General features: G+C 66.7%; 26 protein-coding genes and 1 tRNA gene. 17 read left to right on the top strand and 10 right to left on the bottom strand.

Annotated elements, in window-relative coordinates; translation table 11 throughout:
- Positions 1-545 precede the first annotated feature (545 nt).
- Complete coding sequence (locus tag ACQCSU_RS12885; protein ID WP_426975705.1) at positions 546-788, top strand: hypothetical protein; 243 nt, start codon at positions 546-548, stop codon at positions 786-788.
- Between the two features lie 490 nt (positions 789-1,278).
- On the opposite strand, the gene ACQCSU_RS12880 is transcribed toward ACQCSU_RS12885, so the two are convergent.
- Positions 1,279-1,482: a hypothetical protein gene (locus tag ACQCSU_RS12880; protein ID WP_426975704.1), complete on the bottom strand. Its 204-nt coding sequence runs from the start codon at positions 1,480-1,482 to the stop codon at positions 1,279-1,281.
- A 44-nt stretch (positions 1,483-1,526) separates the two neighbouring features.
- Positions 1,527-2,138, bottom strand: a complete 612-nt coding sequence (locus ACQCSU_RS12875) for a nucleotidyltransferase domain-containing protein (protein WP_426975703.1) — start codon at positions 2,136-2,138, stop codon at positions 1,527-1,529.
- Between the two features lie 286 nt (positions 2,139-2,424).
- On the opposite strand from ACQCSU_RS12875, the gene ACQCSU_RS12870 reads away from it, so the two are divergent.
- The 4 genes from ACQCSU_RS12870 to ACQCSU_RS12855 all read left to right on the top strand — a co-directional run bounded on the left by ACQCSU_RS12870 (position 2,425) and on the right by ACQCSU_RS12855 (position 5,344).
- Positions 2,425-3,093, top strand: a complete 669-nt coding sequence (locus ACQCSU_RS12870; protein WP_426975702.1) for a hypothetical protein — start codon at positions 2,425-2,427, stop codon at positions 3,091-3,093.
- Between the two features lie 153 nt (positions 3,094-3,246).
- Positions 3,247-3,963 (top strand): glycosyltransferase family 2 protein, encoded by a 717-nt coding sequence (locus tag ACQCSU_RS12865; RefSeq protein ID WP_426975701.1) that lies wholly within the window; start codon positions 3,247-3,249, stop codon positions 3,961-3,963.
- An 8-nt stretch (positions 3,964-3,971) separates the two neighbouring features.
- A complete protein-coding gene (locus tag ACQCSU_RS12860; protein ID WP_426975700.1) occupies positions 3,972-4,640 on the top strand; it encodes a TIGR04282 family arsenosugar biosynthesis glycosyltransferase in 669 nt (222 codons plus the stop codon).
- Positions 4,637-5,344: a class I SAM-dependent methyltransferase gene (locus ACQCSU_RS12855; protein ID WP_426975699.1), complete on the top strand. Its 708-nt coding sequence runs from the start codon at positions 4,637-4,639 to the stop codon at positions 5,342-5,344. Before ACQCSU_RS12860 ends, ACQCSU_RS12855 begins: the two co-directional genes overlap by 4 nt.
- Here the strand turns inward: ACQCSU_RS12855 and ACQCSU_RS12850 are convergent.
- Together ACQCSU_RS12850 and ACQCSU_RS12845 are read right to left on the bottom strand one after the other, a co-directional pair.
- Positions 5,299-5,730, bottom strand: a complete 432-nt coding sequence (locus tag ACQCSU_RS12850) for a hypothetical protein (RefSeq protein WP_426975698.1) — start codon at positions 5,728-5,730, stop codon at positions 5,299-5,301. The two genes, ACQCSU_RS12855 and ACQCSU_RS12850, sit on opposite strands and share 46 nt — an antisense overlap.
- Positions 5,731-5,780: 50 nt before the next feature.
- On the bottom strand, positions 5,781-7,007 hold the full coding sequence (locus ACQCSU_RS12845) for a molybdopterin-dependent oxidoreductase (RefSeq protein ID WP_426975697.1): 1,227 nt from the start codon (positions 7,005-7,007) through the stop codon (positions 5,781-5,783).
- 111 nt (positions 7,008-7,118) lie between these two features.
- Here ACQCSU_RS12845 and ACQCSU_RS12840 point away from each other — a divergent pair, with 111 nt between their 5' ends.
- Genes ACQCSU_RS12840 through ACQCSU_RS12830 form a run of 3 tightly spaced genes read left to right on the top strand, consistent with a single transcriptional unit; the run spans position 7,119 to position 10,587 of the window.
- Positions 7,119-8,585, top strand: a complete 1,467-nt coding sequence (locus tag ACQCSU_RS12840) for a glycosyltransferase 87 family protein (RefSeq protein ID WP_426975696.1) — start codon at positions 7,119-7,121, stop codon at positions 8,583-8,585.
- A gap of 50 nt (positions 8,586-8,635) precedes the next feature.
- A complete protein-coding gene (locus tag ACQCSU_RS12835) occupies positions 8,636-9,517 on the top strand; it encodes an MTAP family purine nucleoside phosphorylase (RefSeq protein ID WP_426975695.1) in 882 nt (293 codons plus the stop codon).
- Complete coding sequence (locus tag ACQCSU_RS12830; RefSeq protein ID WP_426975694.1) at positions 9,514-10,587, top strand: NAD-dependent epimerase/dehydratase family protein; 1,074 nt, start codon at positions 9,514-9,516, stop codon at positions 10,585-10,587. The genes ACQCSU_RS12835 and ACQCSU_RS12830 overlap by 4 nt, the downstream gene beginning before the upstream one ends.
- Before the next feature lie 104 nt (positions 10,588-10,691).
- On the opposite strand, the gene ACQCSU_RS12825 is transcribed toward ACQCSU_RS12830, so the two are convergent.
- Together ACQCSU_RS12825 and ACQCSU_RS12820 are read right to left on the bottom strand one after the other, a co-directional pair.
- Positions 10,692-11,840 carry a sensor histidine kinase gene (locus ACQCSU_RS12825; RefSeq protein WP_426975693.1) on the bottom strand — a complete coding sequence of 383 codons (1,149 nt, stop codon included), beginning with the start codon at positions 11,838-11,840 and terminating at the stop codon, positions 10,692-10,694.
- Entirely contained in the window at positions 11,837-12,577 is a 741-nt protein-coding gene (locus tag ACQCSU_RS12820; RefSeq protein ID WP_426975692.1) for a response regulator transcription factor, read from the bottom strand. The genes ACQCSU_RS12825 and ACQCSU_RS12820 overlap by 4 nt, the downstream gene beginning before the upstream one ends.
- 314 nt (positions 12,578-12,891) lie before the next feature.
- Here ACQCSU_RS12820 and ACQCSU_RS12815 point away from each other — a divergent pair, with 314 nt between their 5' ends.
- The 3 genes from ACQCSU_RS12815 (at position 12,892) to ACQCSU_RS12805 (ending at position 15,221) form a co-directional block, all read left to right on the top strand.
- Positions 12,892-13,503 carry a hypothetical protein gene (locus ACQCSU_RS12815; protein ID WP_426975691.1) on the top strand — a complete coding sequence of 204 codons (612 nt, stop codon included), beginning with the start codon at positions 12,892-12,894 and terminating at the stop codon, positions 13,501-13,503.
- 119 nt (positions 13,504-13,622) lie between these two features.
- Complete coding sequence (locus ACQCSU_RS12810; protein WP_426975690.1) at positions 13,623-14,387, top strand: YcnI family protein; 765 nt, start codon at positions 13,623-13,625, stop codon at positions 14,385-14,387.
- A gap of 138 nt (positions 14,388-14,525) precedes the next feature.
- Entirely contained in the window at positions 14,526-15,221 is a 696-nt protein-coding gene (locus tag ACQCSU_RS12805; RefSeq protein WP_426975689.1) for a maleylpyruvate isomerase family mycothiol-dependent enzyme, read from the top strand.
- A 44-nt stretch (positions 15,222-15,265) separates the two neighbouring features.
- Here the strand turns inward: ACQCSU_RS12805 and ACQCSU_RS12800 are convergent, their stop codons facing one another.
- Positions 15,266-15,952, bottom strand: coding sequence for a haloacid dehalogenase type II (locus ACQCSU_RS12800; RefSeq protein ID WP_426975688.1), 687 nt, complete (start codon positions 15,950-15,952; stop codon positions 15,266-15,268).
- 81 nt (positions 15,953-16,033) lie between these two features.
- Positions 16,034-16,414 (bottom strand): VOC family protein, encoded by a 381-nt coding sequence (locus tag ACQCSU_RS12795; protein ID WP_426975687.1) that lies wholly within the window; start codon positions 16,412-16,414, stop codon positions 16,034-16,036.
- Positions 16,415-16,798: 384 nt separating this feature from the next.
- Here ACQCSU_RS12795 and ACQCSU_RS12790 point away from each other — a divergent pair, with 384 nt between their 5' ends.
- From ACQCSU_RS12790 to ACQCSU_RS12770, 5 genes are all read left to right on the top strand, one after another.
- Positions 16,799-17,125: a hypothetical protein gene (locus ACQCSU_RS12790; RefSeq protein ID WP_426975686.1), complete on the top strand. Its 327-nt coding sequence runs from the start codon at positions 16,799-16,801 to the stop codon at positions 17,123-17,125.
- A gap of 642 nt (positions 17,126-17,767) precedes the next feature.
- A complete protein-coding gene (locus tag ACQCSU_RS12785) occupies positions 17,768-18,457 on the top strand; it encodes a hypothetical protein (protein WP_426975685.1) in 690 nt (229 codons plus the stop codon).
- Positions 18,458-18,468: 11 nt separating this feature from the next.
- A complete protein-coding gene (locus tag ACQCSU_RS12780; protein WP_426979786.1) occupies positions 18,469-19,167 on the top strand; it encodes an ABC transporter ATP-binding protein in 699 nt (232 codons plus the stop codon).
- The gene (locus tag ACQCSU_RS12775) at positions 19,164-20,357 is read left to right on the top strand and encodes an ABC transporter permease (protein WP_426975684.1); all 1,194 of its coding nucleotides are present in this window, start codon (positions 19,164-19,166) and stop codon (positions 20,355-20,357) included. Before ACQCSU_RS12780 ends, ACQCSU_RS12775 begins: the two co-directional genes overlap by 4 nt.
- A gap of 302 nt (positions 20,358-20,659) precedes the next feature.
- Entirely contained in the window at positions 20,660-22,237 is a 1,578-nt protein-coding gene (locus tag ACQCSU_RS12770; RefSeq protein WP_426975683.1) for a glycosyltransferase 87 family protein, read from the top strand.
- On the opposite strand, the gene ACQCSU_RS12765 is transcribed toward ACQCSU_RS12770, so the two are convergent.
- Together ACQCSU_RS12765 and ACQCSU_RS12760 are read right to left on the bottom strand one after the other, a co-directional pair.
- Positions 22,153-22,827, bottom strand: coding sequence for a ScbR family autoregulator-binding transcription factor (locus tag ACQCSU_RS12765; RefSeq protein WP_426975682.1), 675 nt, complete (start codon positions 22,825-22,827; stop codon positions 22,153-22,155). The genes ACQCSU_RS12770 and ACQCSU_RS12765 overlap by 85 nt on opposite strands.
- 298 nt (positions 22,828-23,125) lie before the next feature.
- Positions 23,126-23,198: transfer RNA gene (locus tag ACQCSU_RS12760), tRNA-Lys, on the bottom strand.
- Between the two features lie 211 nt (positions 23,199-23,409).
- On the opposite strand from ACQCSU_RS12760, the gene ACQCSU_RS12755 reads away from it, so the two are divergent.
- On the top strand, positions 23,410-24,066 hold the full coding sequence (locus ACQCSU_RS12755; protein ID WP_426975681.1) for a hypothetical protein: 657 nt from the start codon (positions 23,410-23,412) through the stop codon (positions 24,064-24,066).
- Positions 24,067-24,351: the final 285 nt, after the last annotated feature.

The following is a 24,351-nucleotide window of genomic DNA, read 5'->3' as shown; positions in this document are numbered from 1 at the left end:
CGACCCAAAAAACTTTGGCAGATGGGGCGCGCTCAATCCGGGGGAGATTCAAAAGGACGTTGACCAGCTGACGTGACGGCACCCGGGCCTGCACTTCGGTGTTCCAATTCCAGGAAAGTGAAACGCTGGCGGCAGCTTCCTCTACCAGGAGGTCGGACGCTGAAACCGCCAACTCATCCTGCGAAGGAGCCGCCATTCCCGGCTGGCGGTCACCGCTTGTCACAAACTGGTCGTTTCTAACAGGTCAACGAGCTTGAAAGCGAGCTTAAGCGGAGGTCCGAGCCCACCCGTGTGGCAGGATCGGCTAATGCTTACCACTGCAGAGCTCCTCGCCGCTCACGACCAACAGGTTCGTGGGGGGATCGCGACACGGCTGCCGAATAGCTGGGATTTTGATTGGGACGGACCATTGCTTCGGGTCACGACACCCGTGGAAGACGTACGGCAATGACCGCGCGGACCTGACCCAACGACTGGAACTGGCCGGTTTTGAGCCAGAGGACGAAGAGACGGTTCTGATCTGCACTGCCCAAGAAGTGGCAGGGGTGCCCGAACTCCCGAACGGCCTGTCCATTCGCGCGACGACCGACGGGGAGGACCTTGTCCGAGTCGCCCGGATGGAATCCGAAGTCTGGGGCCAGGACCGGTCCTGGCTGTCCGATGACCTTGCTGACCGCCTGGCTTCGACGCCCGACGACATCGTCATCATGGTCGCGGAGGCCGGGAGTGAGATTGTTTCCGCCGGCTGGCTGGTCACGATTCCCGGAACCGATTTTGGCGGCCTATAGGGCGGATCGACACTACCTCAGTGGCGCCGCCAAGGCATCTACCGTGCCCTCGTTGCGCGCCGCGCCGAAATCGCGGTCCAACGCGGCACCAAGTTATTGCTGGTCGATGCTTCTGCTGCCAGCAGGCCCATCCTCCGGCGTCTCGGCTTCCAAGAAGTCACCACCACCACTCCCTGGGTCTGGACACCGCACGCCTGAGTCGCCGGGTCCCGCACAGCATTGGGACCGCGGGCGCAGCATTCTCCTGTGGCTGTTTCTGGCCGCGTTGAGCACCATTTTCCTGTCCCTGGATACGACGGCGGTGCTGCTGACTCCGGCCGTGGTCAGCGCGGCCCAGCGGTCACGGAACACACCGGGGGTCACGGCTGGGCGTACTTCTCCTGTGCCGCGGCCGGCAGCTTACTGGCCCACTCAATGCACTTTGTGGCCTTGGCGCGAGTCAGGCTCTTAACGCTGTATCCGGCCTTTGTCTTCTCACCCAGCAGGCGACTCAAGGTGGCGCTGTCCCCTCCGCCCTTCTACAGCACGTTGACAGCGTCGGCGTGGTTTTCCGAATGGAGTGCTGGCCGAGCATCAGCAGGCAGAAGGCGTCCGAGGCGGCGATACCTGCATGGACCGCGAGCGTCGCGATCACGTCCGCGTAGGACTCGGCGTCGTTCAGCGTGTCGATGGTCTCCGCTGCTTCCAGGAACACGCGGGCGTCCTCGAGCCGCGCGTTAGCGTCCGGGCGGGCCGTCGTCAGGCAACCGCCAACGCGTGCAGCCGACGCGAGAGCCAACGGCTGTCTCCGAAGATGTGTACGCCATCGCGGTCGATCGAGTCGAAGACCGGCGCGCGGTGGACTTCGGATACCTCGTAGACCACCGGACGGACGTCGTTGCCGGTGAGGCGGTACCCGTCGACGGCCAGGTCACCGATCCCTTCGTACAGCTGGTCGCTGGCCCCGTCCGGGACGACGAACAGCAGGTCAATGTCCGAATCGTTGCGCATCTCGCGGCGGGCCGCGGAACCGAACAGAGTCACCTGCAATGGCTGCTCGCTCCACCGGGAGATCTCGTCGGCCAGGAACTGGGTGAATCGCTCCGTCGCCCTCGACGCCTCGACGACCAGACCGGCAAGCATGTGCTGGTTGTTCAGTGTGTACTCGACTCGGTTGCCATGGCGGCCGGCGTCGACGACACCGTTCTCCTCCAGCCGTTCCAGGCAACGGCGCACGCCGGAGATCGAAGCTTGGACACCTCGTGCGCGCACGAGAGCGCCCGGGGTACTGGGGGCCCCGTCGACCAGCGCTATGAGGACGTCGGCCTCGAGTGCGGGGCAGATGGCCCGCAATGGGTTCTGCAACTGCATAGCTGACCTCCTGATCGCTCACAATTGTACGCGTTTTTCTGCTTTCGGAAGGGCCGCGTTCGCACGGTCCGCCAGGGTGCAAACTTCCGGGGTGGCAGGCCGGCGGGTCGGTTGTGGGCCTGGCCGGGTGGGTGTAACGGAATGGTGACGGTTGCGGCGGGACCCATCCGGAGCGGGGTCCGCCGCCGAAGTACTCCTGACAGACCACTCCGGACCCGCCGGAAAACCCGGGCCAACACGACGGCTTCGGGAACGGGACACCCCCACCACACAAAAGGAGCACACCATGCATACCCCACTCAAGACATTCCTCGGCGTCGCCGCCGCCGGTTCCCTCATGTTCTCCCTGGCCGCCTGCAGCCCGGCCAACAACGCCCCCGCCCCGGCCACCTCTTCGGCGTCGGCCGAAATGCCGAAGCCGCTGGCGTCCATCCCGGCCCTGACCGGGGTCAGCACCGCCGTGAAGCTGGACGCCTCCTTCGCCGCCGCCCTCGAGACCCTGAAGCTGACCCCCGGCGTCGTCGGCACCGCCGCGCTCACCGACGGGTCGCTGGTCTTCCCCATCACCGCCGGCAAGGTTGACTACTACGACCCCGCCAAGGCCTACCGCCCCTACGTCCAGGGCCTGATCAGCCACGCCGGCTCCGGCTTCTCCCTCACCGCCGGGGACACCAAGGTGGACCTGACCAACTTCACCATCGACCCCGGCACCTCCAAGCTCTACGGTGACGTCGCCGTCAACGGCGAAACCGCCGCGAAGCAGGCCTACATTTTCAACCTCGACGGCTCCACCCTCAAGCCGCTGGCGAAGTCCGGCGACACCGCCATCCTGGAAGGCACCCGCGTGCTGATCTCCGACACCGCCGCCGGCCTGCTGAACAAAACCTTCAAGACCGACGCCGTGAAGGCCGGCATGCTCGTCGGCATCGCCAAAATCACCGTCAACACCAAATAGCCCACTCGGGAAAACTTGCCGGATGCATGGTCTGCACCGGCGGGAAGGCCGCGGCCCCTCCCTGAGGGTCCGCGGCACTTTTCCGTGCGCACACCGTAAGGATTCCCGGGCCAAGCAACGCTGCCGGATCCGTAGCCTTGAAGGATGGTTGAAATGACCGACGCCATGGTTGATGTCGTTCTCCCGTGTTTGAACGAACGAGGTGCCTTGCCGTGGGTTTTGTCCCGACTGCCGCGCGGGTACCGGGCCATCGTCGTGGACAACGGCTCCACGGACGGTTCCGCCGCGCTGGCGGCCAGCCTGGGCGCCGTCGTGGTGACGGAGGTCCGCCGGGGCTTCGGGGCCGCCGCCCATGCCGGCCTTCTCGCCTCAACGGCAGAGTTCGTCGCTTTTTGCGACTGCGACGGCTCACTCGATCCGGCGCAGCTGCCGACGCTTCTCGCGCCCGTCATGGACGGCAGCGCGGACCTGGTGTTGGGCAGCCGGCAGCCCCAGCGCGGGTCATGGCCCCTCCATGCCCGCATCGCCAACGTTGTCCTGGCGTGGCGGCTCCGGCGCCTGACCGGGGAACGGGTCACGGATCTAGGCCCGATGCGGGCCGCACGCCGGGAGGGTCTGTTGTCTCTGGGACTGGAGGACCGCCGCAGCGGCTACCCCTTGGAGATGTTCCTCAAGGCAAGCCTGCGGCACTGGCGGATCCGGGAGATCCCCGTGCCCTATGCCCCGCGCACCGGGAAGTCCAAGGTGACCGGCACCGTCCGCGGAACGTTGACCGCGGTGAAGGATATGTCCGCCCAGCTGAAGGCTGCCGCCACCGCTTCGGCTTCCGGACCCGTCCAGACCGCCGCCCGCGACGAAGAATCTATATGAGGGACAGCATGGATCTGACAGTGGCGGTCATCGCCAAGGAGTGCGTGCCGGGTAAGGTCAAGACCCGGCTCAGCCCTCCGCTGACGCCCGAAGCCGCGGCCGCGCTGGCGCAGCTGAGTCTCAGCCGCACATTGAACACGCTTCGGCTTCTCCGGGCACGCCACAGGGTTCTGGTCATGGACGGAACCCCGAACGCGCTTGACGCGGCGCAATTCACGGTGCTGCCGCAGGCAGCCGGCGGCCTCGACGAGCGTCTGGCCGCCATCTGCGATGCAGCCACGGGGCCGCTGCTCATTGTCGGCATGGACACCCCGCAGCTCTCAACGGAGCACGTCGCTCCACTGCTGCGCGACTGGTCCTCGGACGCACCCCGGCACGAAGCATGGCTGGGGCGGGCAACGGACGGCGGCTTTTGGGCCCTTGCGCTGCTCCGGCCCGATGGAGCGCTGCTCCGGGGAGTGCCGATGTCCACTGACACGACCGGAGCCGAGCAGCTCGCCCGGCTTGCCGCGGCCGGACTCTCCGTCGGAATGCTCCCCGAGCTTCGGGACATGGACCACTTCAGCGACGCCCTGCAGATCGCTGCTGAAATTCCGGGCACGGACTTCGCCTTCGCAGTGGATGAGGCCTCGGATCTGGCAAAGGGCGAACCCCTACGCGCCGGAGTCCTGCGGTGACCGCCGCCGGGGTTGTACCCGTGGCGCTCTTTGGCCAGGGCCGGCGCGAGCCGTATGCCCGCGCCCTGCAGAATGGTGCCGGAACGCTGACGCTGCGCCCGGAGAGCCAGTACCATCACGCGGAACCTGTGGAATTCGATGTCAGCAGCTGGTGCGAGGATGCCAGCCTGATGGAAAGGTCGCTCCTGCACAGTCTTCAAGGGCCGATCCTCGACGTCGGCTGCGGACCCGGCAGGCTGCTGGCGGCGGCCCGGTCACTTGGGCTGCAGGCGGTGGGCATAGACACGAGCGCCGAAGCGGTCCGCTGGGCACGCGGCCGTGGTGACCGCGCCTTGGAGCAGTCGGTATTCGCCGCGGTACCCCAATCCGGGCACTGGCAGACTGTTCTCCTGCTCGATGGCAACATCGGCATCGGGGGAAGTATCACCTCCCTGCTTCGCCGCTGCCGGCAGCTCATTGCACCCTCCGGGACGCTCCTGGTGGAAGTGGAGGCCGACGAGGACCTGGATACCGCCTACCCGGCGGTGCTGGAAGACGAACTGGGCAACCGGAGCGAGCCTTTCAGCTGGGCGCGGACCGGCGGGGCAGGTCTGGTATCCCGGGCGCAGTCCGCTGGATGGACGGTTTCCGCCATCCAGCACCGTCAAGGCCGCGTGTTCTACCGTCTCTCGCCGCGGCCGGAGCCGCCACGTTCAAGCCCGTAGATGAGGGTTGCTGCCAGCGTTACCAGGATCGCCCAGAACCAGAGCAGATTGGCGGCGTAGTCGCCCTCCAGTGCGCTGGTGTTGCGGGCCACGGACTGCGCCTTGAGCAGCACCCCCGCGATCAGCGTTACCACGGCGCCCGTCATCAGTGCGCCGCGGAGAACCGCCGCCGACGCCGGACGCAGCCGGGACCCCACCCGGGTGAGACCCGCGCCGGCCAGGGTGGAGACCGGCACCATGACGCCGTCGTGGAGCAGGACAGCCACCGCCAGCCAGATCAGCAGCCCGATCAGTTGCGGAGGCCCGAGCTTGGTCGGCAACCCCAAAAGCCCGTACCCGATCAACCCTGCGCCCGCCACTCCGAGGACGTACCGCGTGATCTTCACGGAATTTCCCGCCCGGGCCGGGGTTGAAACCTTCGCGCTCTTCACGGTTTTCACAGGACCTCCACAGTCTGCAGCCATTTGGTTTGCAGGACGCCGGGGCGTCCGGGGGCGATGATGCGGGCCGGATACCCGTGGTCCAGATCGAGAGTCTGCCCGTTGACTTCCAGGGCCACCAAGGTCAGCTCATCCTGCACGTAGATGGCGGGCATGGACATGATCCGGTAGGCGCCCTCAGGTTCCAGGCTAGTGACACGGAGCGAGGACGACGGCGGGGCGCCGACAGCGCCGATCAGATCCCGGATCCGCACGCCCCTCCACCGGGCCGTCTGGCTCCAGCCTTCGACACAAGCGATGGGCAGCTCGTGCTCGTACTGCGGCAGGGCTTTGAGCTCCGCCCAGGTGAAGGAACGGCTGATCCCCTGGTGGCTGACGGTCAGCTTCCAGTCCTTAGCGCCGGCCAGGGCCGCGACCTTCGCATCGGCGGCAGTGCGGTTCACCGGAACGGACTGAGGGCCCGTTCCCATGTTCCGGGGCGCGAAAAAGTTGAGCGGGTCCAGCCACGAGAACGACTGCCCGGCCGTCGTGAGCACCACCACCCCCGTGGTGGTCCCGACGGCGGCCAGGAAAGCACGCCGCGACCAGCGGCCCGGCGCCGCCACGCCGTCGTCGGTCAGCGCCACGCCGTCGTCGGTCAGCGGCGCGTCATCGTTCGTCTCACGCACGGGGACCAACGCGCCGGAAGCCCCCGCGGACCCGCGGCCCGGACGGGCGCGCCAGTGCTCCATGATCGCCGGAAGCTTGACGGCAATGTGCAGCAGCAGCGACCCCCAGATGACCCAGGCCAGCCAGAAGTGCGTTTCACGGAACGGGAAGGGCCAGGGGTACCACTTGTAGGTGTTGATCAGGCCGATGGTCAGCTGCACCAGCGAAGAGGAGATGAACAAGGCGATGGAAGCCCGCTCCAGGCCGTGCGCCACGGACTTGATCGGAGGCCACTTCAGCAATTCGGGGTAGACGGACCACAGCTTTGCCAGAAGCAGCGGAATGGCAGCGATACCGGCGGTCACATGGAGCCCCTGGGTCAGCTGGTAGATCCAGACAGGCCGGGTGGGGAAGAACATCCACGACGGCGGTTCCTGCAACCCGTGGCTCAAAAGACCCGTCAGGAAACAGATGGTGAAGCTCAGGCCGAGCCACCGCCCCAGAACAACCGTCAGCCGCGTACTGCGCGTCGGCGACGCAAATCTGGCGGCCAAGGCGTTGGTGAGCTTCTCCATACGTAGATCACACCACCATTCCGGCCGCCGAACTGCCGCCAGACCTTACGATTCGCTGAAACCTTCGGCAGAGCGCAAAGGCAGCGCCCGAAATGAGGCAGGATCGGTAGGGTGGCTGCCAGTACATCAGAATCAATCCGCACAAACGGGATCAGGCTCTTTGTGGTCCTTCCCTTCGTGTTCCTTGCGGGTGCGGCCTTGTTGAGGTGGATGGTGCTCCCCGGCAACCCGTTCCAGCCGGCGCCCGTCGTCGGCACCTGCCTATCCTGGCTGGTCCTCATCGCTGCCGTCCTGCTCCTGCGGCACGTGCCGCGGCGCCGGGTGGGAGCCGTCATCGTCGCGGGCACTGTCCTGCTGGGCGTGGTTGCCGTGAGCGCCCCGCCCCGGACCAGCAACGATTCAGCCCGGTATGCGTGGGACGGCATCATTCAAAAAGCAGGCATCTCGCCCTATTCCTATGTGCCCATCGACGAGACCCTCAGCGGCCTCCGGCCCGGCTGGCTGTTCGCGCCGGGCGCCTCCGGCCCCGCTGGCAAACCTGTCTGTCCCCAGGACCTGTTCGGGACGGAATCCATTGCCGCATCCGGTTTTCCCTCCGGGGATCCGTTGTGCACGGCGATCAACCGGCCGCATGTGCCCACCATCTATCCGCCCGCGGCCGAGCTCTACTTCCTCGGCGTGCGTGCCACCGTGCCGGACACCGTCGGCTACATCCCCTTCCAGCTCGGCGGGCTGCTCATCAGTGTGGCCGTCACCCTGATGCTGCTCCGTGTGCTGGCCAGACGCGGGCTGCCCCGCGAGCTGGCCGCTGTGTGGGGGTGGAGCCCGTTCGTGCTTCTTGAGGCGGTGAACAACGCCCATGTCGACGTGCTCAGCGGAGCGCTGATTCTGGCCGCCGGCATGCTGCTGGCCGGCGAGAGGCCGCTCCGTTCGGGAGCGGCGTTCGGGGCGGCGGTGGCGACCAAACTCATCCCGGTCATCGCCGCGCCCGCACTGCTTTTCCGGCGCCCGGTCAGGTTCATCGCCGCGGCGGCGGGCACCTTCGTGCTCCTCTACGTGCCGTACCTGGCGGTCGCCGGGGCCGGGGTTCTCGGGTTCCTGCCCGGATACCTCAGGGAAGAGGGGTACAGCCAGAGCGGCGGCATCCGGTTCGGCCTCGCGCAGATCGTTTCCACCGGCACGTGGCCGCCGCTTCTCAGCGCGGCCGCCCTAGCCGTCGTGGCGCTGGGAGTAATGCGGCGGACACGCGCCGACAAGGTCTGGGACCAGCAGACCGTCATGATCGGGCTGACCCTGCTGATTGTCAGCCCCAACTATCCCTGGTACGCGCTGATGTTGTTGCCGTTCATCGTGCTCAGCCGCAGGTGGGAGTACATCGCGGTGATCCTTGCCCTGGACGTCATTTACATGGTGCCCAAGGTCGAGCCTTACAGCGAGCCGATCAACCAGGGCGTTCTCCTCGCCGCGGGCGCCGCACTTGGCGCCGGAGCCTGGCTGCGGCGCCGAGCTGGGCTGCGCCTGGCCGCCGCGTCGGCGCTCCGGACCGAGGCCTTGAGCCGCAGCCCGGATCAGCGGTGACCGGACCGGCCCCGTCATCGGAGCTCCCGCACGGCTGGCAGGATGGCCCTATGGAACAATCAGCAAGCCGCACGGCACAGGCGCGCGTCGGAATCATCGGAGGCTCCGGGACATACCGGCTCCCCGGCGCAAGAATCCGGGCGACCGTCGACGTCGGCACTCCCTACGGACCGCCGTCGGGCCCCGTGACGCTGGCCGACGTCGCCGGAAGGACCGTGGCATTCCTACCCCGCCACGGCGGGGAACATTCGCTGCCGCCCCAGAAGATCAACTACCGGGCGAACCTCTGGGCGCTCAAGAGCCTGGGCGTCGAGGCGGTGATTTCCTCCTCGGCGGTGGGCGGACTGCACGAAGGCTTCGGGCCGGAGACGTTTGTTGTCACGGACCAGCTGATCGACCGGACCTGGGGACGCACCGATACCTTCTTCGACGGCACCGTGGCCGACGGCGTCACCCCGGCCGGCGTCCAGCACCTGCCGGCCTCGGAGCCGTTTTGCCCGGCACTGCGTTCACTTCTCGGTGCCGCGCTGGCGGCGCAGGATGTCCGCTACGTTCCGCAGGGAACCGTGGTGGTTGTCAACGGGCCACGCTTTTCCACAAAGGCCGAGTCGGCCTGGTACGTCACCGGCGGCGCTGACATCATCAGCATGACCCAGTACCCGGAACCCGTCCTGGCCGCCGAGCTGAACATGGGATTCGCCAACCTGGCGTTCATCACCGATTCCGATACCGGGCATGACGGTTCGGATCCGGTGACCGCCGAAGCCGTTTTTGCGCGCCTGAAGGATGCCCAGCGCAGCGTCCTGGCCGTGCTCGAAGCGACGATCGCCGCGATTGGCGATGACTATGCCCCCCGCACCCTGATGGATCAGACAGCCGTGGACCGGATCATGGCTCTTCCGGTTGCGGGCCAGGGAGTGTCCGCCCGGTGAGGCTCCTCGTCACCGGCGGTGCCGGGTTCATCGGTTCCCATATCGTCGACGCCGCGCTCGCCAAAGGATGGTCAGTCCGGGTGCTGGATTCGCTGGACCCTGCCCTCCACGCCGGCCCGCCGGAGTTTGATCCGAGGGTGGAGTTGCTGACCGGAGATGTCACAGACCCGGACGCGGTGGACCGCGCGCTGGAGGGAATGGACACTGTCTGCCACCAAAGCGCAAAGGTGGGGCTCGGCGTCAGCTTCGCGGACGCGCCCGACTACATCCGAAATAACGACTTCGCGACCGCTGTCCTGCTGGCTGCCATGGAACGCCGTGCCATCCCGCGGCTGGTCCTGGCTTCCTCGATGGTGGTTTACGGCGAAGGTGCCTACACGGACTCCGAGACCGGGCTGCCTTGCAGGCCGGGTCCCCGTGACGAGGCTGACCTGCGCGCAGGGATCTTCGATCCCCGCAACCCGGAAACGGGCGCAGTCCTGATCCCGGCGATGGTCACCGAGGACGCCCCGCTGGATCCTCGGAACGTGTACGCCGCATCAAAACTCAGCCAGGAGCATCTTGCCGCTTCGTGGGCCAGGAGTACCGGCGGCTCAGCGGTCGCGCTGCGCTACCACAATGTCTACGGCCCCAGGATGCCCAGGGATACTCCCTACGCCGGCGTCGCTTCGCTGTTCCGTTCGGCTCTGGCCCGCGGCGAAGCGCCACGCGTGTTCGAAGACGGCGCGCAGCGGCGCAGCTTCATCCATGTCCGGGATGTCGCCGCGGCAAATACCGCCGCAGCGGAGGCGCTGTCCGGCGGCGGCCCGGGCTTCCGCGCCTATAACTTCCGCGCCTATAACGTCGGGGCCGACGAAGTGCACACCATCGGCGACGTAGCCCGGGTGCTGAGTGAGTTCGGCAGCGGTCCGATGCCGGTTGTGACCGGCGAGTACCGCCTCGGGGACGTGCGGCACATCACCGCCTCCTCCGAGCGGATCAAGGCCGAACTGGGCTGGTCTCCGGCCGTCGGCTTTGCCGAAGGCATGCGGGAATTTGCCACCGCTCCCCTGCGAGGCGCGAGCCGCTGACCGGGACAGGCAGGGCCGCAGACCCGCCGTCGGGTATCCCGGACGCCGCCGGCGATGGGCCCCGCCACAACGACCGTCCCGCGGCACTCCGCGATGCCGGGCCCTTAAGCCGCGCGGGCTCCGAACCGCGGAAGGGTGACATCGAACCGGCATCCGCCGGGAACATTGCGGACCGACACCCCACCGGCGTGGGCTTCAACGATGCCCGCCACGATGGCAAGCCCGAGGCCGGCCCCTGCAGACATCCCTGCGGCAGTCGAGGGTGTCCGGGAGGGCGTGCCGCGCCAGCCGGCGTCGAAGATCTTGCCGAGGTCTTCTTCCGGGATTCCACCGCCGGCGTCCACGACGCTCAGCGCCACGTGTTCGTCCCCGGTCTCGCGGGCCGAGATGAGGATCTCGCTGTTCGCCGGGGAGTGCTGGATGGCGTTCATCAGAAGGTTGTCGATGACCCGGGAGAGCTCCCGCGCGTCGCCGAAAAGGGTCAGGTTTCCGGTCCGCGACTCCTTGAGCGTGATCGATCGTGATGCGGCGACCGGGTGCAGGTCTGCCACAGCATCGCTGACCAGATCAAACAGCGACACAGGCCCCATATGCAGGGACAGCGTTCCCGTCTGGATCTTGGACAGTACAAACAGGTCCTCGACCATACTGCCCAGGGTTTCCGTCTGGAGACGGATCTGCCGGTAGTAGCGGGCAGGGTCTTCGGCGACGCCATCCTCAAGGGACTCGGCCATCGCCCGCAGCGCGGCCAGCGGGGTGCGCAGATCGTGCGAGATCCACGCAACCAGGCGGCGTCGTGATTCATCCAGGGTGGCCACCTCCTCCCGGGACCGGGCGAGCCGCTGCGAAGTATCGGCCAGTTCGCGGGCCAGGGCGGCGAACTCCAGCCCGTCGTGATCCTCGGGCACAACGATCTGGCCGTCCCCGACTGCCCTGGCCGTGGAACGCAGCCGGTCGCTCGTACGGGTGATGCCGACGCCGATCACCGCGGCGCCGGCCAGGCTAATAGCTGCCGTGACCCCCATCATCCAGAACAACACGAGGAGATCGTGATCCGAGATATACATCTCGGCAGCGATCGCGATGGTCGCCGCCGCCATCGATGCAACCGTGGCCCCTACGACAATCAGGAGCCGAAACAGCATCGATTTGTGCCGCGCGAGCCGCAGCGCAACCCCCGCGAGGACCGCGACGGCGGCCGCTGCCACCACTGCGGTGAGGAGGATGATGCCGAAGTCGGCCAGCCCGATCATGACTCACCGGTCCCCGGGACGCTCAGCCGGTACCCGACGCCCCACTCGGTGGTCAGGAACCGCGGTTTCGTCGGGTCGACTTCGATCTTCTCGCGGACCCGGCGGACATGGACCGTGACAGTCGACAGGTCCCCGAAATCCCAACGCCACACCTCTTTCAGCAGCTGCGCCCGGCTGAAGACATGATCAGGATGTTTCAGCAGGAAGGCAAGCAAATCGAATTCGCGGACCGCCAGGACCAGCAAGCGGCCGTCCTGGAAAATCCTGCGGTTGGACGCATCCACCCTGAAGCCATCCAGGACGAAGGGGGCTTCGGGGGTGATGTCAGTGACGCTGCGCCGCAGGATTGACTGCACACGAAGGACGAGTTCCCGCGGCGAAAAAGGCTTGGTCAGGTAGTCGTCGGCGCCCGCTTCGAGTCCCTCGATGCGCTCCTCGGTGGAGCCGAGAGCGGTGAGCATGAGGATCGGTGTCGAAGCACGGGCCCGGATCCTTCTGCAGACTTCCGCCCCGTTGATACCGGGAAGCATCCGGTCCAGCACGATCAGGTCCGGCCGCGTGCGCTCCGCAGCAGTCAAGGCGCTGATTCCATCGATGGCCTGGTCAACTATCAGGCCGGCCGAGCGAAGGTAGTCGCACGCGACCTCCCTGACAGTCGGATCATCCTCGACCACGAGGACCCGACGGTCGCGCAGATCTCCGTCAAGGTGCCGCACAATACCTCTGGTTTGCGCCATGTACCCACCCTATGTCGCCGCCGTCCAGGCTGCGAGAGCCCAACGGCCCCGGCAGGAACACGTCGGTAATTCGTAATGATTGCGTTCGCAAATCCGTCCCGGTTCCGCCTACGACACAGACGGCGAGAGCGCGGCGGTGCCGAAATGGCGGCGGGACTGGCCGGGACAGCATTTCACGTCCGCCGCCGCCTGTCCGGACACGACGCGGACGGCCCGGTGTCATGAACTCCCCTCGTGCGCACCGAGGCCGGCCGGCCCGTAGAATACCAAATGAATCCCAGCCTGCCCCTGGAACCCGGAGAGGACCGCCCACGATGACGCGAGCCTCCTTCCGGCTGTTCCGCACCGGGCTGATCGGATCCATCATTCTGGGACTGGCCGCCGGCGGACACCTGGCCGGCGCCGGTCGGCTGCCCGAGCCGGCGATCTTGACGGCATTGTGTGCCGTGGCGATGATCCCGGTCGCGGTCCTGACACGCTTCCGGCTGTCCTTTCTCGTCCTGACCGGGCTGCTCGGGGCGGGGCAGGCCTGGCTTCACTGGTCCTTCGGCGCCCTGTCCGCCTCTGCGCCCGCGACGTTTCCGGAGGCAGGGACACACAGCCATGCCGGGAATACGGCTGCGGGTCTGGCCCCCGAGCTGTTCAGCCAAGCCATGCCGGCTACTGCGGCGGGCATGGACGGGGCCATGTTCGCCGCCCACGCGGTGGCGACGCTGGGCACCGCCGTGCTGCTGGCCCGCGGGGAACTGGCCCTTTCCGCGCTCTCCGAGTGGCTGCGCCCCTTGGTGCAGCAGCCCGAACCTCTCACCGTCGTGCCCGTGCGCGTCCCCGGACCCTGCACAGCCACCCCAAGCCGCCCTATGGACCGGGCGGGCCGGCGGCTGCCGGCCCGGCGGGGTCCGCCCGCTCTCGTGCCGGCCGCCTGAGACGAACCCTTTTCATACACGGACAGGGACCGCAGGCGGCCACCCGCTGCTTTCACCGGACGGATGCTGTTCCGCCCGTTCCTGCTCCGATTTTTCTTTTTGTGAAAGGCACGATTGCCATGAAGACCTCCCTTCGCCGTACCCTCAAGACCGCCGCAGCCGCCACGATGACCTCCGGCCTGCTCGCCGCCGGCGCCGCTGCAGCCTCGGCCCACGTCCACGTCGACCCGGATGACCCGGCCGCGGGCGGCTACACGCACCTGACCTTCAACGTCCCCAACGAATCCGCAACGGCCAAGACCACCAAACTCGAAGTCACAGTGCCTACCGACACCCCGTTCACGTCGGTGTCCGTGAAACCCATCGAGGGTTGGAAGGCCGAGGTCACCACCAGCGACCTTCCCCAGCCGGTCACAGTCGCCGGGGCCACTGTCACCAAAGCCGTAAGCTCCGTGGTGTGGACTGCCGACGCCGCTCACCAGATCGGACAGAACGAATACCAGGCGTTCTCGCTCTCCGTCGGCGTCCTCCCCGATGCCGGGACCACGGTGACACTTCCCACGGCTCAGACCTACACCGACGGCACTGTGGTGAAGTGGGACGAGAAGACCGTCGAAGGCCAGGCCGAACCCGAACATCCGGCCCCGTCGTTCGTGACCACAGCCAAGGACGCCCCCTCCTCAGCCGCTTCGGCCGCAGCCGCGGCCCCCGCCACCACTGCGACCTCCGCGTCCCCGGCTCCGTCTGCTGCCCCGGCCGCGGCAACGACAGCATCCGGTGATGCTGGCTCCACCGCCGGCTGGTTCGGACTGGCCGCGGGACTGATCGGCCTCGCCGCCGGCGTGACGGCCCTGGCCCGAACCCGCCCAGCCAAGGCCAACTGACCGCCACTGGCCACACGCGTAGCTACCCGCGCCGGGTCCTCCGCCGCGGGTAGCTTCGTGCAGCCCTGTCGACGGTGCCTGCCGCGGCCCGTCCGTAGATCCCGGATAGCTTCCCCGGTGGCCAGTTATGCTCAACTCATGTGGCCCGATTGCTACCTTGCTGAGCTGACCAGCAGCCTCGAGCGTCTGAGGGCGCTGGCACGCCAGCCGGACGAAGTGCTGGCCCGATCTGTTCCGGCCTGTCCGGGCTGGACACTCGTTGAGCTTTTCGGCCACCTCGGTTCGATCGAACGGTGGGCGGCCGCAGTGGTACGTGAGGGGACGTTCGTCGACGAACCGGCCCCGCCGGCCGAGGGCGCCGCGGCATGGTTCCTTGAAGGCGCTGACGCGTTCCTCGGGACCATGTCGGCGCTTGACCCGGAGGCTCAGTGCTGGAACTTTGGCCCGCCCCCGCGCACGGCCGGGTTCTGGCTCCGGCGCCAGGCACACGAACACGCCATCCACCTCGTCGACGCCTGCCAAGCGTCAGATCTGGAAGGCCCAGCCCTCGGAGAGGACTTCATGCTCGACGGTATTGATGAGGTCCTGGCAATGTTCGCCCCACGTCAGCTGCGGCTCGAACGGATGCCGCACCCAGAAGAGGCCGTGACCTTCCACGTACCCGGGGGCACCAGCTGGGCTCTCGGCCAGGGTGCCGCCGCGGCATCGGTTACCGCCCACGTACACGGAATGTACCTCGGTCTCTGGGGCCGCTCCAATCTCGCAGATACCGCAATCATCGAAGGTGATGCTGCCCTTGCACTCCGCGTCCTTCAAGGCCCACTCACACCGTGAGCTGGCACGATCAGCACCATACTAACTTTGGCGCATGGCGTGGACTACGGCATGGCTGCCCGCGCCAGAACCACGGCAAGGTCGCCGATCGATTCCGCGGTGTGGTCCGGCCCAGCGAAGTAGCCCGGGTAGGCACTCCCGGACCGGTTGATCCACGCGGTGGCCAGCCCCGCACGGGCGGCGCCGTGAATGTCCCAGGGGTGGACGGCGACCAGCATCATCTGCTCCGGTGCCACCTCGCAGGCGGCGGCTGCGTACTCGTAGGCTGCCCGGGCCGGCTTCCAGCCCGAAGCGTCTTCGACGGAGAGCAGGAGGTCGAACTCGCCAAGGATCCCGGCCGGAGTGAACAGCGCTTCAGCAACCGAAGTGGACCCGTTCGTCAGGGTCACCAGCCGGTACCCGGCGCTTTTAAGTGCCCGGACGCCCTCGGGTACGTCAGGATGCAGCCCCAGTTCTGCCATGCCGGCCATGACGTGTTCTACCGCCTGATCCAGGCCCCCGTCCAGAGCCAGCCGGCCGAGGACTCCGCGCAGAACCTCGGCCCCGATCTCGGCGAACCGGCCGTTGTCCCCGGCCGCGGTAAGGGCGAACCCGTCCCTCAGCAGAGTGGCGAACCACAGCGTGGCCAGCGGTGCAGGGGCACCGACGTCGGAGAACCGTGCCCCGAGGGGGGACATGTCGGAGAGAGTTTCATTAACATCGAACACAATGACGGACGGCGGAGTGGTCACAGCTTCTCCTTGCGCAGGTAAGTGTTGCCCGGCTCTTTGGCCACCAACGAGGCCCGGTTGACCCAGACCTCAACGGTGCGGTTACTGGCGCTGGAAGAGGTTGAGAATGTTGCCTTCGGTATCGGTGAACCAGGCGGCCTTCCCCACCGGGGTCGTCGCGATGCCGTTCTCAGTCTTCAGGCCCGGAATGTCGTACTCCTCGAAGACGACGCCGCGGCCCCGCAGTTCCTCGATCTCCCCCTCGATGTTGTCGGTCCCCCAGCCCATCTGGGTATTTTTTGCGGTGCCCGCATTGTCGGTCTTGTAGAGCAGGAAGGCTGTTCCGTTCCCGCAGCGGTAGAGCAGATTCTCCTCGTCCATGGCGTCCGCGGGCTCGAGCCCAAGCACGTCCCGATAAAATCCTCTCGCCCTGGCCATGTCCTTCGCCGGCAGGACCGCGATGATGTCGAGTTCCTTCAGCATGCTGATATCTCCTTCTTGGCAGTGATGGCGGTGCTCTCCCCCGAACCTGGTCTTCGCGTTTCATCCGCGCTTTCCGGGGCCCATCCGGCTTGTCGGCGACGCCCGGGGCGGCCGCCGGGGAGCTCTTCAGTGCCGTGTCAGCGCGGGCTGGCCCGAGGAGTCTCCACAGCCTTCATTTCGCCATTATGAACGCAAATTGGCCTCCACGGATACAGCGAATGCGGAACCCGTTCATGGCGACTCCAAGAACGGTGCCAATCGCCTTCGCCGCTCTGCATGTGAGCACGTCATACCCAATATCCCTGTTGCGTTCGTCACAGTTCGTGCCTACGCTTGCGTGGGCGGCCGCAGCGTCGCGGCCGTCCACAAAGGGTAAGGAGTACCATGACAGACAAGCTCAGCGTCCTGGTCCGCGTGGACCTCGATTGCGCCCACGCCCAGATCGCGGCCCAGGGCCGCGTGACGGCGCAAAGCATTCAGGCCCTCTACGTCATCGTCAAACGTGCCAACGCGCTGATGGAAGGCCTCGCCGTGGAAATCGACATGACCCGCGCCAGCGTCGAGCCCGCCGCCATGGAACAACTGCGCGCCTGCTCGCAGTCCCATCACCTGCCCGCGCATATTGATCCGTTCCAGGCCGACTGCAGGCTCAGCGTCCTGGCGCCCGGGAATGCTTGCACCACCACGGGGATGGCTGGTCTGGCGGCCTGACCGTCCCGGCGCCCCTCAGTTGCTTCGTCTTCTACCGGCGCTTCCGCAGCGAACCGGCCTGGCGCCCGCTGGCGGGGTGGACACTGGCCACCGGTGCTTTCCTCAGCCTCGCTATCGTCCTGCTCAAGATGAGCCAGCAGCACGGGAGCGGACTGTCCGAGTGGAAAGGCCTGGTGCAGCGCGTCCTCCTGGTCGCCTTCATGGCCTGGACCCAGGCAGGAGACGGGATGGGATGGTTGGAGGGTCCATGATGTTCACTCTCTGGTCGGGGCGCTCAATGCACTCGCCGGATGAGTAGAGCCAGAAACCCCAGAGTCCCTTGCCCGGAAGTGTAGGTCATGCTCCGATCGGAGTGTATGGGACTTTCGACCCCACCAGGCCGGGGCTGAGCGTGCCGCGAATCCCACCAAGCGCTGCGCGAGGGACAGCTCGGAGTGCCGACGGCAACTGACGGGACGGCCGGCCCGCCGGGAACGGACATAACACCGCAGGCAGCAAGCGGACGGCCGCCGCAACGGGCCGGCCAATGCCGCCTAGCTCGAACTGATTGGCTGACAACACCGACTGCGTCCGCGGCGGCTTGCTGAATATCCACGCCCCGGCGGCGAGTGCCTATAGGTCCTCATTGACCAGCAGGTGGGCGTGGGCGAATCTACCGGGACCGTCAATCCAGGGACCTTCACCGTCGGCGGATCAGTCGACGCCGCACAACAGTACCGGCTGCTGGCCAAGCCCGGTTCCGCACGGATATCCGTCGTGGGAGGCCCCGCTCCTTTCGAGTGTTCCTCCGTGGTGTTGAAGAGCGCGGACAGCGGCAGCGCAGGGAGCGCCGGCGGGAACGGCTCGGGCGGAATTTCCGGAGGCGCGGCCCGGTCCGTCCCCTACGCCGCAGCCATCCCCGGCGGAGGCGGGGCCCCCGAACAGGGTGGCACACCCACCGGAACCATCAGCTGCGCCGTCCCTGCCGGGGTGGAGGTGTTCGCGGGACTGGGCGCGACGATGACAGTGACAGCCGGCCAGGCAAACGACGTCATCACCGTGCCGCTTACTTCTGTGGAGGGGAGCGTGAAGGAAGGATCGGTCTGGCTTGCTACCGCAGGCGCAGCCCCGGACGCAGCCCCGGGCGCCGCTCCAGGACAGCCCGCAGGAAACGGTGCCGGGCAGCCTCAACAGCGCAAGGTTCAGCTGGGCCTCAACGACGGCTCGGTGGTGGAGATCGTCTCCGGCCTGGCCGAAGGGGAATCTGTCCTCGAGTTCATTCCCGGCGCACCGGCGCAGGTGCAGCCGGGCCCGGGCTTCGCCGGGCCCGGCTCTTTCCCGGCCGGAGGTTGACTGTGGAGGAACTGGTGACCCTCAAGGGCGTGACACGGACCGTCCGGCTGCCCGATGATCAGGAGCTGCACATTCTCCGGGGCGTGGATCTCGCCGTCTTCAGCGGCGACCACACCGCAGTGATCGGGCGATCCGGGTGTGGCAAGTCAACTTTGCTGAACCTGCTCGGACTACTGGACCTGCCCACCAGCGGCGAACTCTGCTTCCTGGGAACTCCTGTGCAGCAGCTCGGGGGCAACGCAAGGGCCAAGCTGCGGGGCTCGTCGGTAGGCTTCGTGTTCCAGCAGTTCAATCTTCTGCCGGGCCGCAGCGCACTGGACAACGTGATCACGCCCCTCCTGTACGCCCGCGGGGCCACATTCTGGCGCCGCCGGGAAATCGCCATGGATATGTTGGACCGGGTGGGTCTCGCCGCGCGTGCGCAGACCCACCCCAATATGCTCTCCGGCGGTGAACAGCAGAGAGTGGCGATAGCCCGGGCCCTCGTCCGCCGGCCGCGGCTGATCCTGGCGGACGAACCCACAGGGGCGCTTGACGTGGACACGGGACAGGCGGTCATGGCCCTGCTCGACACCGTGGCGACGGAATCTGGAGCCGCCCTCATCACCATCACCCACGACGTCAATGTCGCGGCCCTGGCGCGAGCCTGCTACCGCCTGGAATCGGGCGTTCTGACCCCGGCCGAGGTCCCGGCGGTGATGCCAGCATGACCGGGGTAGCCTCGGCCCTGGTGGAGGCGTGGCAGGAACTGTGGATCAACAAGACACGCATACTTCTGGCACTGCTGGGAGTGGCTCTTTCGGTTGCAGCCCTGACCTCCGTGGTCGGTGTGGGAAATCTGGCGCGTGAGGGGTTCACAGCGAGCTCCGAACGCAACGGCGGCCGGTCGGCGACGCTTGGCATCGGCGTCTTCGGCCCCAGTCAGCCGGATCCGCAGAAACTCGAGCAAGCCTACCGGGGCATCATCCAGCGCTACGGGATAACGCATTACACACATTTGGCCCAGGCGCAGCAGCCGTTCCAGTTTCCTCGCGGCGTGCAGCAAGTTCAGCTCCAGGTCGTGGATCCCGGCTACGGCGTCATTCACCGGCTGGACGTCAGGCAAGGAAGCTGGTTCGCGGCTCAAGACGAGGAACGTCTTGCCCCAGCGCTGGTCGTTTCCGAGGCGTTCTACAATGCCGCTGGACGGCCAAACCTGACCACAAACCCGAAGGTGAAAGTGCTCGCCGCCCAGGAGACCACGGCGGTCATGATCGGCGTGGTTCCGGATCCGTACCCGGAGTCACCGCCGACTGCCTTTATGCTGACGGGCGCCGCGGACCGGGCCGGGGTCTCCGCCGGCTCCGGGGGAGGATTCGGGCAGTTCAAACTCTGGGTCCAGGACGGCCAGGCAAATGCGCTCAAGGCGGCCATCACGTCAGACCTTCAACTGCAGTTCCCGGGTATGCAGGCCCAGGTCGAGCGGATGGACTACGCCAGCCAGGGAGACCCATTCGCGACAGTGCAGTTGGCTGTGGGCGGCATCGCCGGGCTCGTTCTGCTCCTGGGAGCTGTCGGCATGCTGAACATCTCAATGGTCACCGTGCGGTACCGGGTGCGCGAGATCGGCATAAGACGAAGTTTTGGGGCCACCTCCCGACGGATCTTCCTTGGCGTCATGATGGAGTCTGTCGTGGCAACGGCGGTGGCCGGGATGGCCGGAGTGATGCTGGCCGTTGCCGTGGTCAAGAACCCATGGATCGAGTCCAAAATCGCTCCCGGCCTGAGTGAATACCCGGCGTTTCCGATCGAGGCTGCCATGCTGGGCCTGGGGGCAGCCGTCCTCGTCGGTGCGATAGCCGGAGCGATACCGGCGTTCGTGGCTGTCCGCGTCAAGGTGATCGACGCTATCCGCTTCTAGGAGACGCGGCGGCCGCCAGTTGGGCGGCATCACAGGGCACTCAGCCGCACCACTCAGGCTTACGCCGCTAACTTGCGCATCTGTGGGCCCGGGGTGGGTTCGGGCTGGAAACAGCCGCATCCCAGCGCCGCCTGGCCGGCCGCCTCAGGAAAAGGATGGACATGACGGCGCGCCGCCGGATACGGCGTCTTGATCTGGCTTCGGTAGGATGAAACAAGACGGTTGTCCGGTTTAGTAGCGACCGATAGGCCGGGGGCTTCGAGGACGTGCCGGATCGGCAGTCAAAATTGGGGGATACACGAATGGCACTGCTCGACGCCGAAGAAACGAACGCACCGTCTGCCGTGCCCTCTCTTGAGGCCGTGCCGGACTCCAGCCCGGACCGGCCCGGCCGGCCCGGCAGGACCTGGAGCTGGACGGGGCGCCGGTCGTGGGGCCTCCCGGCCCTGCCTCCGCTCGCCAACCGGCTGACTGCGCCCTTGGCCCTTGCCGGCTTGGTGGCCCTGGTGGTTATCTGGCTCGGCGTCTGGTCAAAGCAGGGGATCGACTTCAGCGTCTATTGGCACGGCGGCAAGATCCTCAATGAGGCTGGCCCGGCGGCGTCAGGCCTCTACGGACCCTCCGTTGCCTGGGCCGGCGGTCCAGGATTGCCTTTTACCTACCCGCCGTTCGCCGCATTGTTCTTCGGGCTGCTGGCCCAGCTTCCGGAAAAGCTCGCCCTGAACCTCTTCAACACCGCCGGCGTCCTGGTTGCGCTCTGGGTTGCGGTGCGCGGCGTCCGCTACTGGAGTGCCAAGGCGGACTGGCGTAGAACATTCCATTCCACCGGCAACCGCCTGGCTGCGGCCCTGATGGTCCTGGCCGTGTTGAACCTCGGCCCGTGGCGCGAGACCCTGGCGTTCGGCCAGATCAACATCCTGCTGATGGGCCTGATGGCCGCGGACCTGCTGGCCCGCAACCCGCGCTGGACCCGGGGCTTCCCCGGCGGCGGCTTCCTGGTCGGCGTCGCGGCGGGCATCAAGCTCACACCCCTGGTCTTCGGGCTCTACTTCCTGATGCGCAAGGACTGGCGCGGACTGCTGAACATGGCAGCGGGATTCACGTCCACCGTGCTGGCCGGGTTTCTGCTGCGCCCCGCCGAATCCCTGCAGTTCTGGCTGGAAATCCTGCCGGACACCTCAAGGATCGGCGGCGCGGGCTACGTGGACAACCTGTCCCTCAAGGGTGCCCTGCTGCACTTCGGCGTCCCCGCGGCAGCCGTCACCGTGCCGTGGCTGGCGCTGAGCCTGCTGGTGGTGGTGCTGGCCGCCGTGATCATCAAGACCGCCAGCGACCAGGGTGCCCGGGTGGTTGCCATCTCGACGACGGCGCTCACCATGCTGCTGATCAGCCCGGTCTCGTGGTCCCACCACTGGGTGTGGGTCGCGGCCGTCCTGCCGGCCTTCGCCTGGACCCTGCGCGAGACGCCGGGGCGCTACCCGGTCACGCGCTGGCTGATGGGCGGGGTTCTGGGCATCTCCGTGCTCGTGTTCCTGTTCTCGCCGAAGACCATCGGCACCGCCTTGGGCGCGGAGAACCTGGACATCCAGACGCCCGGGCTCTGGATCATGGCCTCGAGCGCCGGAGTCTTCTGCGCCCTCGCCATCCTGGTGTGCTGGTTCGTCGCCCTCCGCCGGGGCTCGCTGGCGCCGGCCTTCGACCTCCACGGGGACAGCGCCCCGTCCAAGCTATGGCCAGCCAGAACTAGAGGTTCCGCGGCAGGGCGCCGCAAGGCTGCTGCGGGCAGTCGCAGGCATCACGCCGAGGAATCCATCCTCGCCCCTCGCGGCACGGGAATTTCGGTGGCAACCAGTCTGGACAGGGTCTGCGGGTCCTCGTGAAAATCTTCATGCATGATCCCGGGAAGCAGGATGGACCACATCTCTTCAATCCGCTGCATGACATCAGCGCGCCCGGTCAGGACGCCGGAGACCATCTGAACCCCGGTGAACGATGCAACAATGTATCTGGCAAGAGCCACGGAGTCGACGGAGGATCGTACCTGTTTCTCTCCCTTGGCCCGATCGGTCAGCTGCTTCATGACCGCTATCCAGTCCTCGTACGGGGCTTGCACCGGCTGGCAAAATGCTGTTGCTTCCAGCGTGAGACGGATGCCTGCCCTGACGACAGGTTCGTGCACCAGCTTGAGCCCGAACACGCGGCACAGGAGAATCATGGCGGGCAGGGCGGGCCGGTCCTCGGCGAGGAGAGTTTCGCTCTCAGCCACGACGATCCGGTGCTGCTCCTCGATGACCGCTCGGGCCAGATCTTCCTTGGACTGGAAGTGAAAGTAGAGCGCCCCCTTGGTCACCTGGGCCGCATCGGATACCTGGGTCAGACTGGCGCTGCCGTAGCCGTGCTCCTCAAAGACCGCTGCAGCTCCGGCAATTATCGCCTCACGGGTGGCCTTGGCGCGATCCTGAAGGACCATAAATGAACCCCAACTCTGCAATTCGGTCTGGCTCCCGGATTTCACTCATTCGCGGCCTGTAGCAAGCAGGCATCCTTGCCGACGGAGATCCTGCTGATCGGAGCCGTCGGTTTCATTGCTCGCCGGGACTTTCAGGCGCTCCGGGCACGGGACGGCGTCCTTGTTTGAATCCTAGCAAGACGGCGGGAAGGAAGCCCGCATGCACGGAATGATCAAATGAAAGCGTTGCGTCTCCGTGGGGTCGCCGGCTTTAAACGACAGCAGGTCAGAGGCAAATTGTCTCTGACCTGCGACGGGGTGGGCCCTGTGGGGATCGAACCCACGACCCACGGATTAAAAGTCCGATGCTCTACCAACTGAGCTAAAGGCCCCAGCCAACAGCCCTTGAATCGCGGATCAATCCGCGGCTCAGGAGCCGATCAGCCCAGTCCATTTCTGGACCTTAACACTGTACCCCAGACCGGAGCCGGATTTGCGCACGACGGCGGTGCGCCGCCGTCGTGCCGTCACTGTCCCAGCTGCCCCGTGCCGGTGGCCGGCCCCATGGTCGATTCCCGCACAGCACAGGAGTAGCGTGGTGGCATGAGCGAGCAAGCAGCATCCAGCAGCCCCGGACCGCACCGGCACCACAAGCCGAAGCCCTTCGCGCCGATCGACTTTGAGCCCTTCGCCGGCGGCGCCGATCCGGCCCGCATCTCCGAGGCCGCCCACCTCGCTGCGCAGGCGCTCGTCCGCCGCGGACGCGACAGCGATGACCCCACAATCACCAAGCGGCTGGTGAAACTCGCCGATGAGCAGGGACTGGACGCCATTGCCGAGATGTGGGCCGAAAGCCCGGCACGTTCGCTCCCGGGCGCCTTGTGGCGCCTGTACGCCCTTCGCGCCGCCACCATCCAGGACCCGGAGCGCATTTCGGTCTACTTCAAGGCGGGCAAGGACACGGCGCAGGTTTCCCATGTGGTGGCCGGCGCTGCCGAGCCGCCGGGGGCGGATGAAATGAAGTCGATGGCGGATGCCATCCTCTCCGGAGCGTTCGACGGCGAGTTCGACGTCGCGCTGGAACGTTCCGCAGCCTTCTGCCGCGTCGTGGCGCTGGGCCAGGCAACCCTCGCCGACGGTGCCGAGCACAGCAATGAGAACCACGCGAGCAAGCTCACACGCAATTCGCACCTCCTGGTCAAGACCGCCGAGGACCTGGAACACGCCGCCAATGCCTGGCGGCTGGGCGAACTGGACTGACGCGAACCGGACTGAGGCGAACCGGACTGACACCGGCCGCGGCCCCGTACACACGCCGACGCCGGACTGTCAACGTTGACTTGGTGCAACTGTCGTAGAACACTAAAAGCGGTGCCGAACCGCGAAACCCCCGGGCTTCAACATCTAGCCGCCTAGAGCGGCCTACCGCCGAGAGGCGTATCCGGTTCGGCACCATTTTTTCTGCCCTTTTGCTGGCCGGCGTCACATTCCCCGAGCCTCTTTTGACGGTTTCCCGGCCCCCGCAACGCTGCCGGTAAAGTAATC

The organism is Pseudarthrobacter sp. O4 (assembly GCF_050157025.1).
In the GTDB taxonomy this organism is placed as follows: domain Bacteria; phylum Actinomycetota; class Actinomycetes; order Actinomycetales; family Micrococcaceae; genus Arthrobacter.
Note: the sequence above shows the minus strand (reverse complement) of the source record. Positions and strands in the feature narration are given on the sequence as shown.

Coding starts and splice junctions, on each gene's coding strand:
- ACQCSU_RS12875 (WP_426975703.1), bottom strand. CDS start 2,138: ATGCAGTTGCAGAACCCATTGCGGGCCATCTGCCCCGCACTCGAGGCC.
- ACQCSU_RS12870 (WP_426975702.1), top strand. CDS start 2,425: ATGCATACCCCACTCAAGACATTCCTCGGCGTCGCCGCCGCCGGTTCC.
- ACQCSU_RS12865 (WP_426975701.1), top strand. CDS start 3,247: ATGACCGACGCCATGGTTGATGTCGTTCTCCCGTGTTTGAACGAACGA.
- ACQCSU_RS12860 (WP_426975700.1), top strand. CDS start 3,972: ATGGATCTGACAGTGGCGGTCATCGCCAAGGAGTGCGTGCCGGGTAAG.
- ACQCSU_RS12845 (WP_426975697.1), bottom strand. CDS start 7,007: ATGGAGAAGCTCACCAACGCCTTGGCCGCCAGATTTGCGTCGCCGACG.
- ACQCSU_RS12835 (WP_426975695.1), top strand. CDS start 8,636: ATGGAACAATCAGCAAGCCGCACGGCACAGGCGCGCGTCGGAATCATC.
- ACQCSU_RS12825 (WP_426975693.1), bottom strand. CDS start 11,840: ATGATCGGGCTGGCCGACTTCGGCATCATCCTCCTCACCGCAGTGGTG.
- ACQCSU_RS12820 (WP_426975692.1), bottom strand. CDS start 12,577: ATGGCGCAAACCAGAGGTATTGTGCGGCACCTTGACGGAGATCTGCGC.
- ACQCSU_RS12815 (WP_426975691.1), top strand. CDS start 12,892: ATGACGCGAGCCTCCTTCCGGCTGTTCCGCACCGGGCTGATCGGATCC.
- ACQCSU_RS12810 (WP_426975690.1), top strand. CDS start 13,623: ATGAAGACCTCCCTTCGCCGTACCCTCAAGACCGCCGCAGCCGCCACG.
- ACQCSU_RS12805 (WP_426975689.1), top strand. CDS start 14,526: ATGTGGCCCGATTGCTACCTTGCTGAGCTGACCAGCAGCCTCGAGCGT.
- ACQCSU_RS12795 (WP_426975687.1), bottom strand. CDS start 16,414: ATGCTGAAGGAACTCGACATCATCGCGGTCCTGCCGGCGAAGGACATG.
- ACQCSU_RS12790 (WP_426975686.1), top strand. CDS start 16,799: ATGACAGACAAGCTCAGCGTCCTGGTCCGCGTGGACCTCGATTGCGCC.
- ACQCSU_RS12775 (WP_426975684.1), top strand. CDS start 19,164: ATGACCGGGGTAGCCTCGGCCCTGGTGGAGGCGTGGCAGGAACTGTGG.
- ACQCSU_RS12770 (WP_426975683.1), top strand. CDS start 20,660: ATGGCACTGCTCGACGCCGAAGAAACGAACGCACCGTCTGCCGTGCCC.
- ACQCSU_RS12765 (WP_426975682.1), bottom strand. CDS start 22,827: ATGGTCCTTCAGGATCGCGCCAAGGCCACCCGTGAGGCGATAATTGCC.
- ACQCSU_RS12755 (WP_426975681.1), top strand. CDS start 23,410: ATGAGCGAGCAAGCAGCATCCAGCAGCCCCGGACCGCACCGGCACCAC.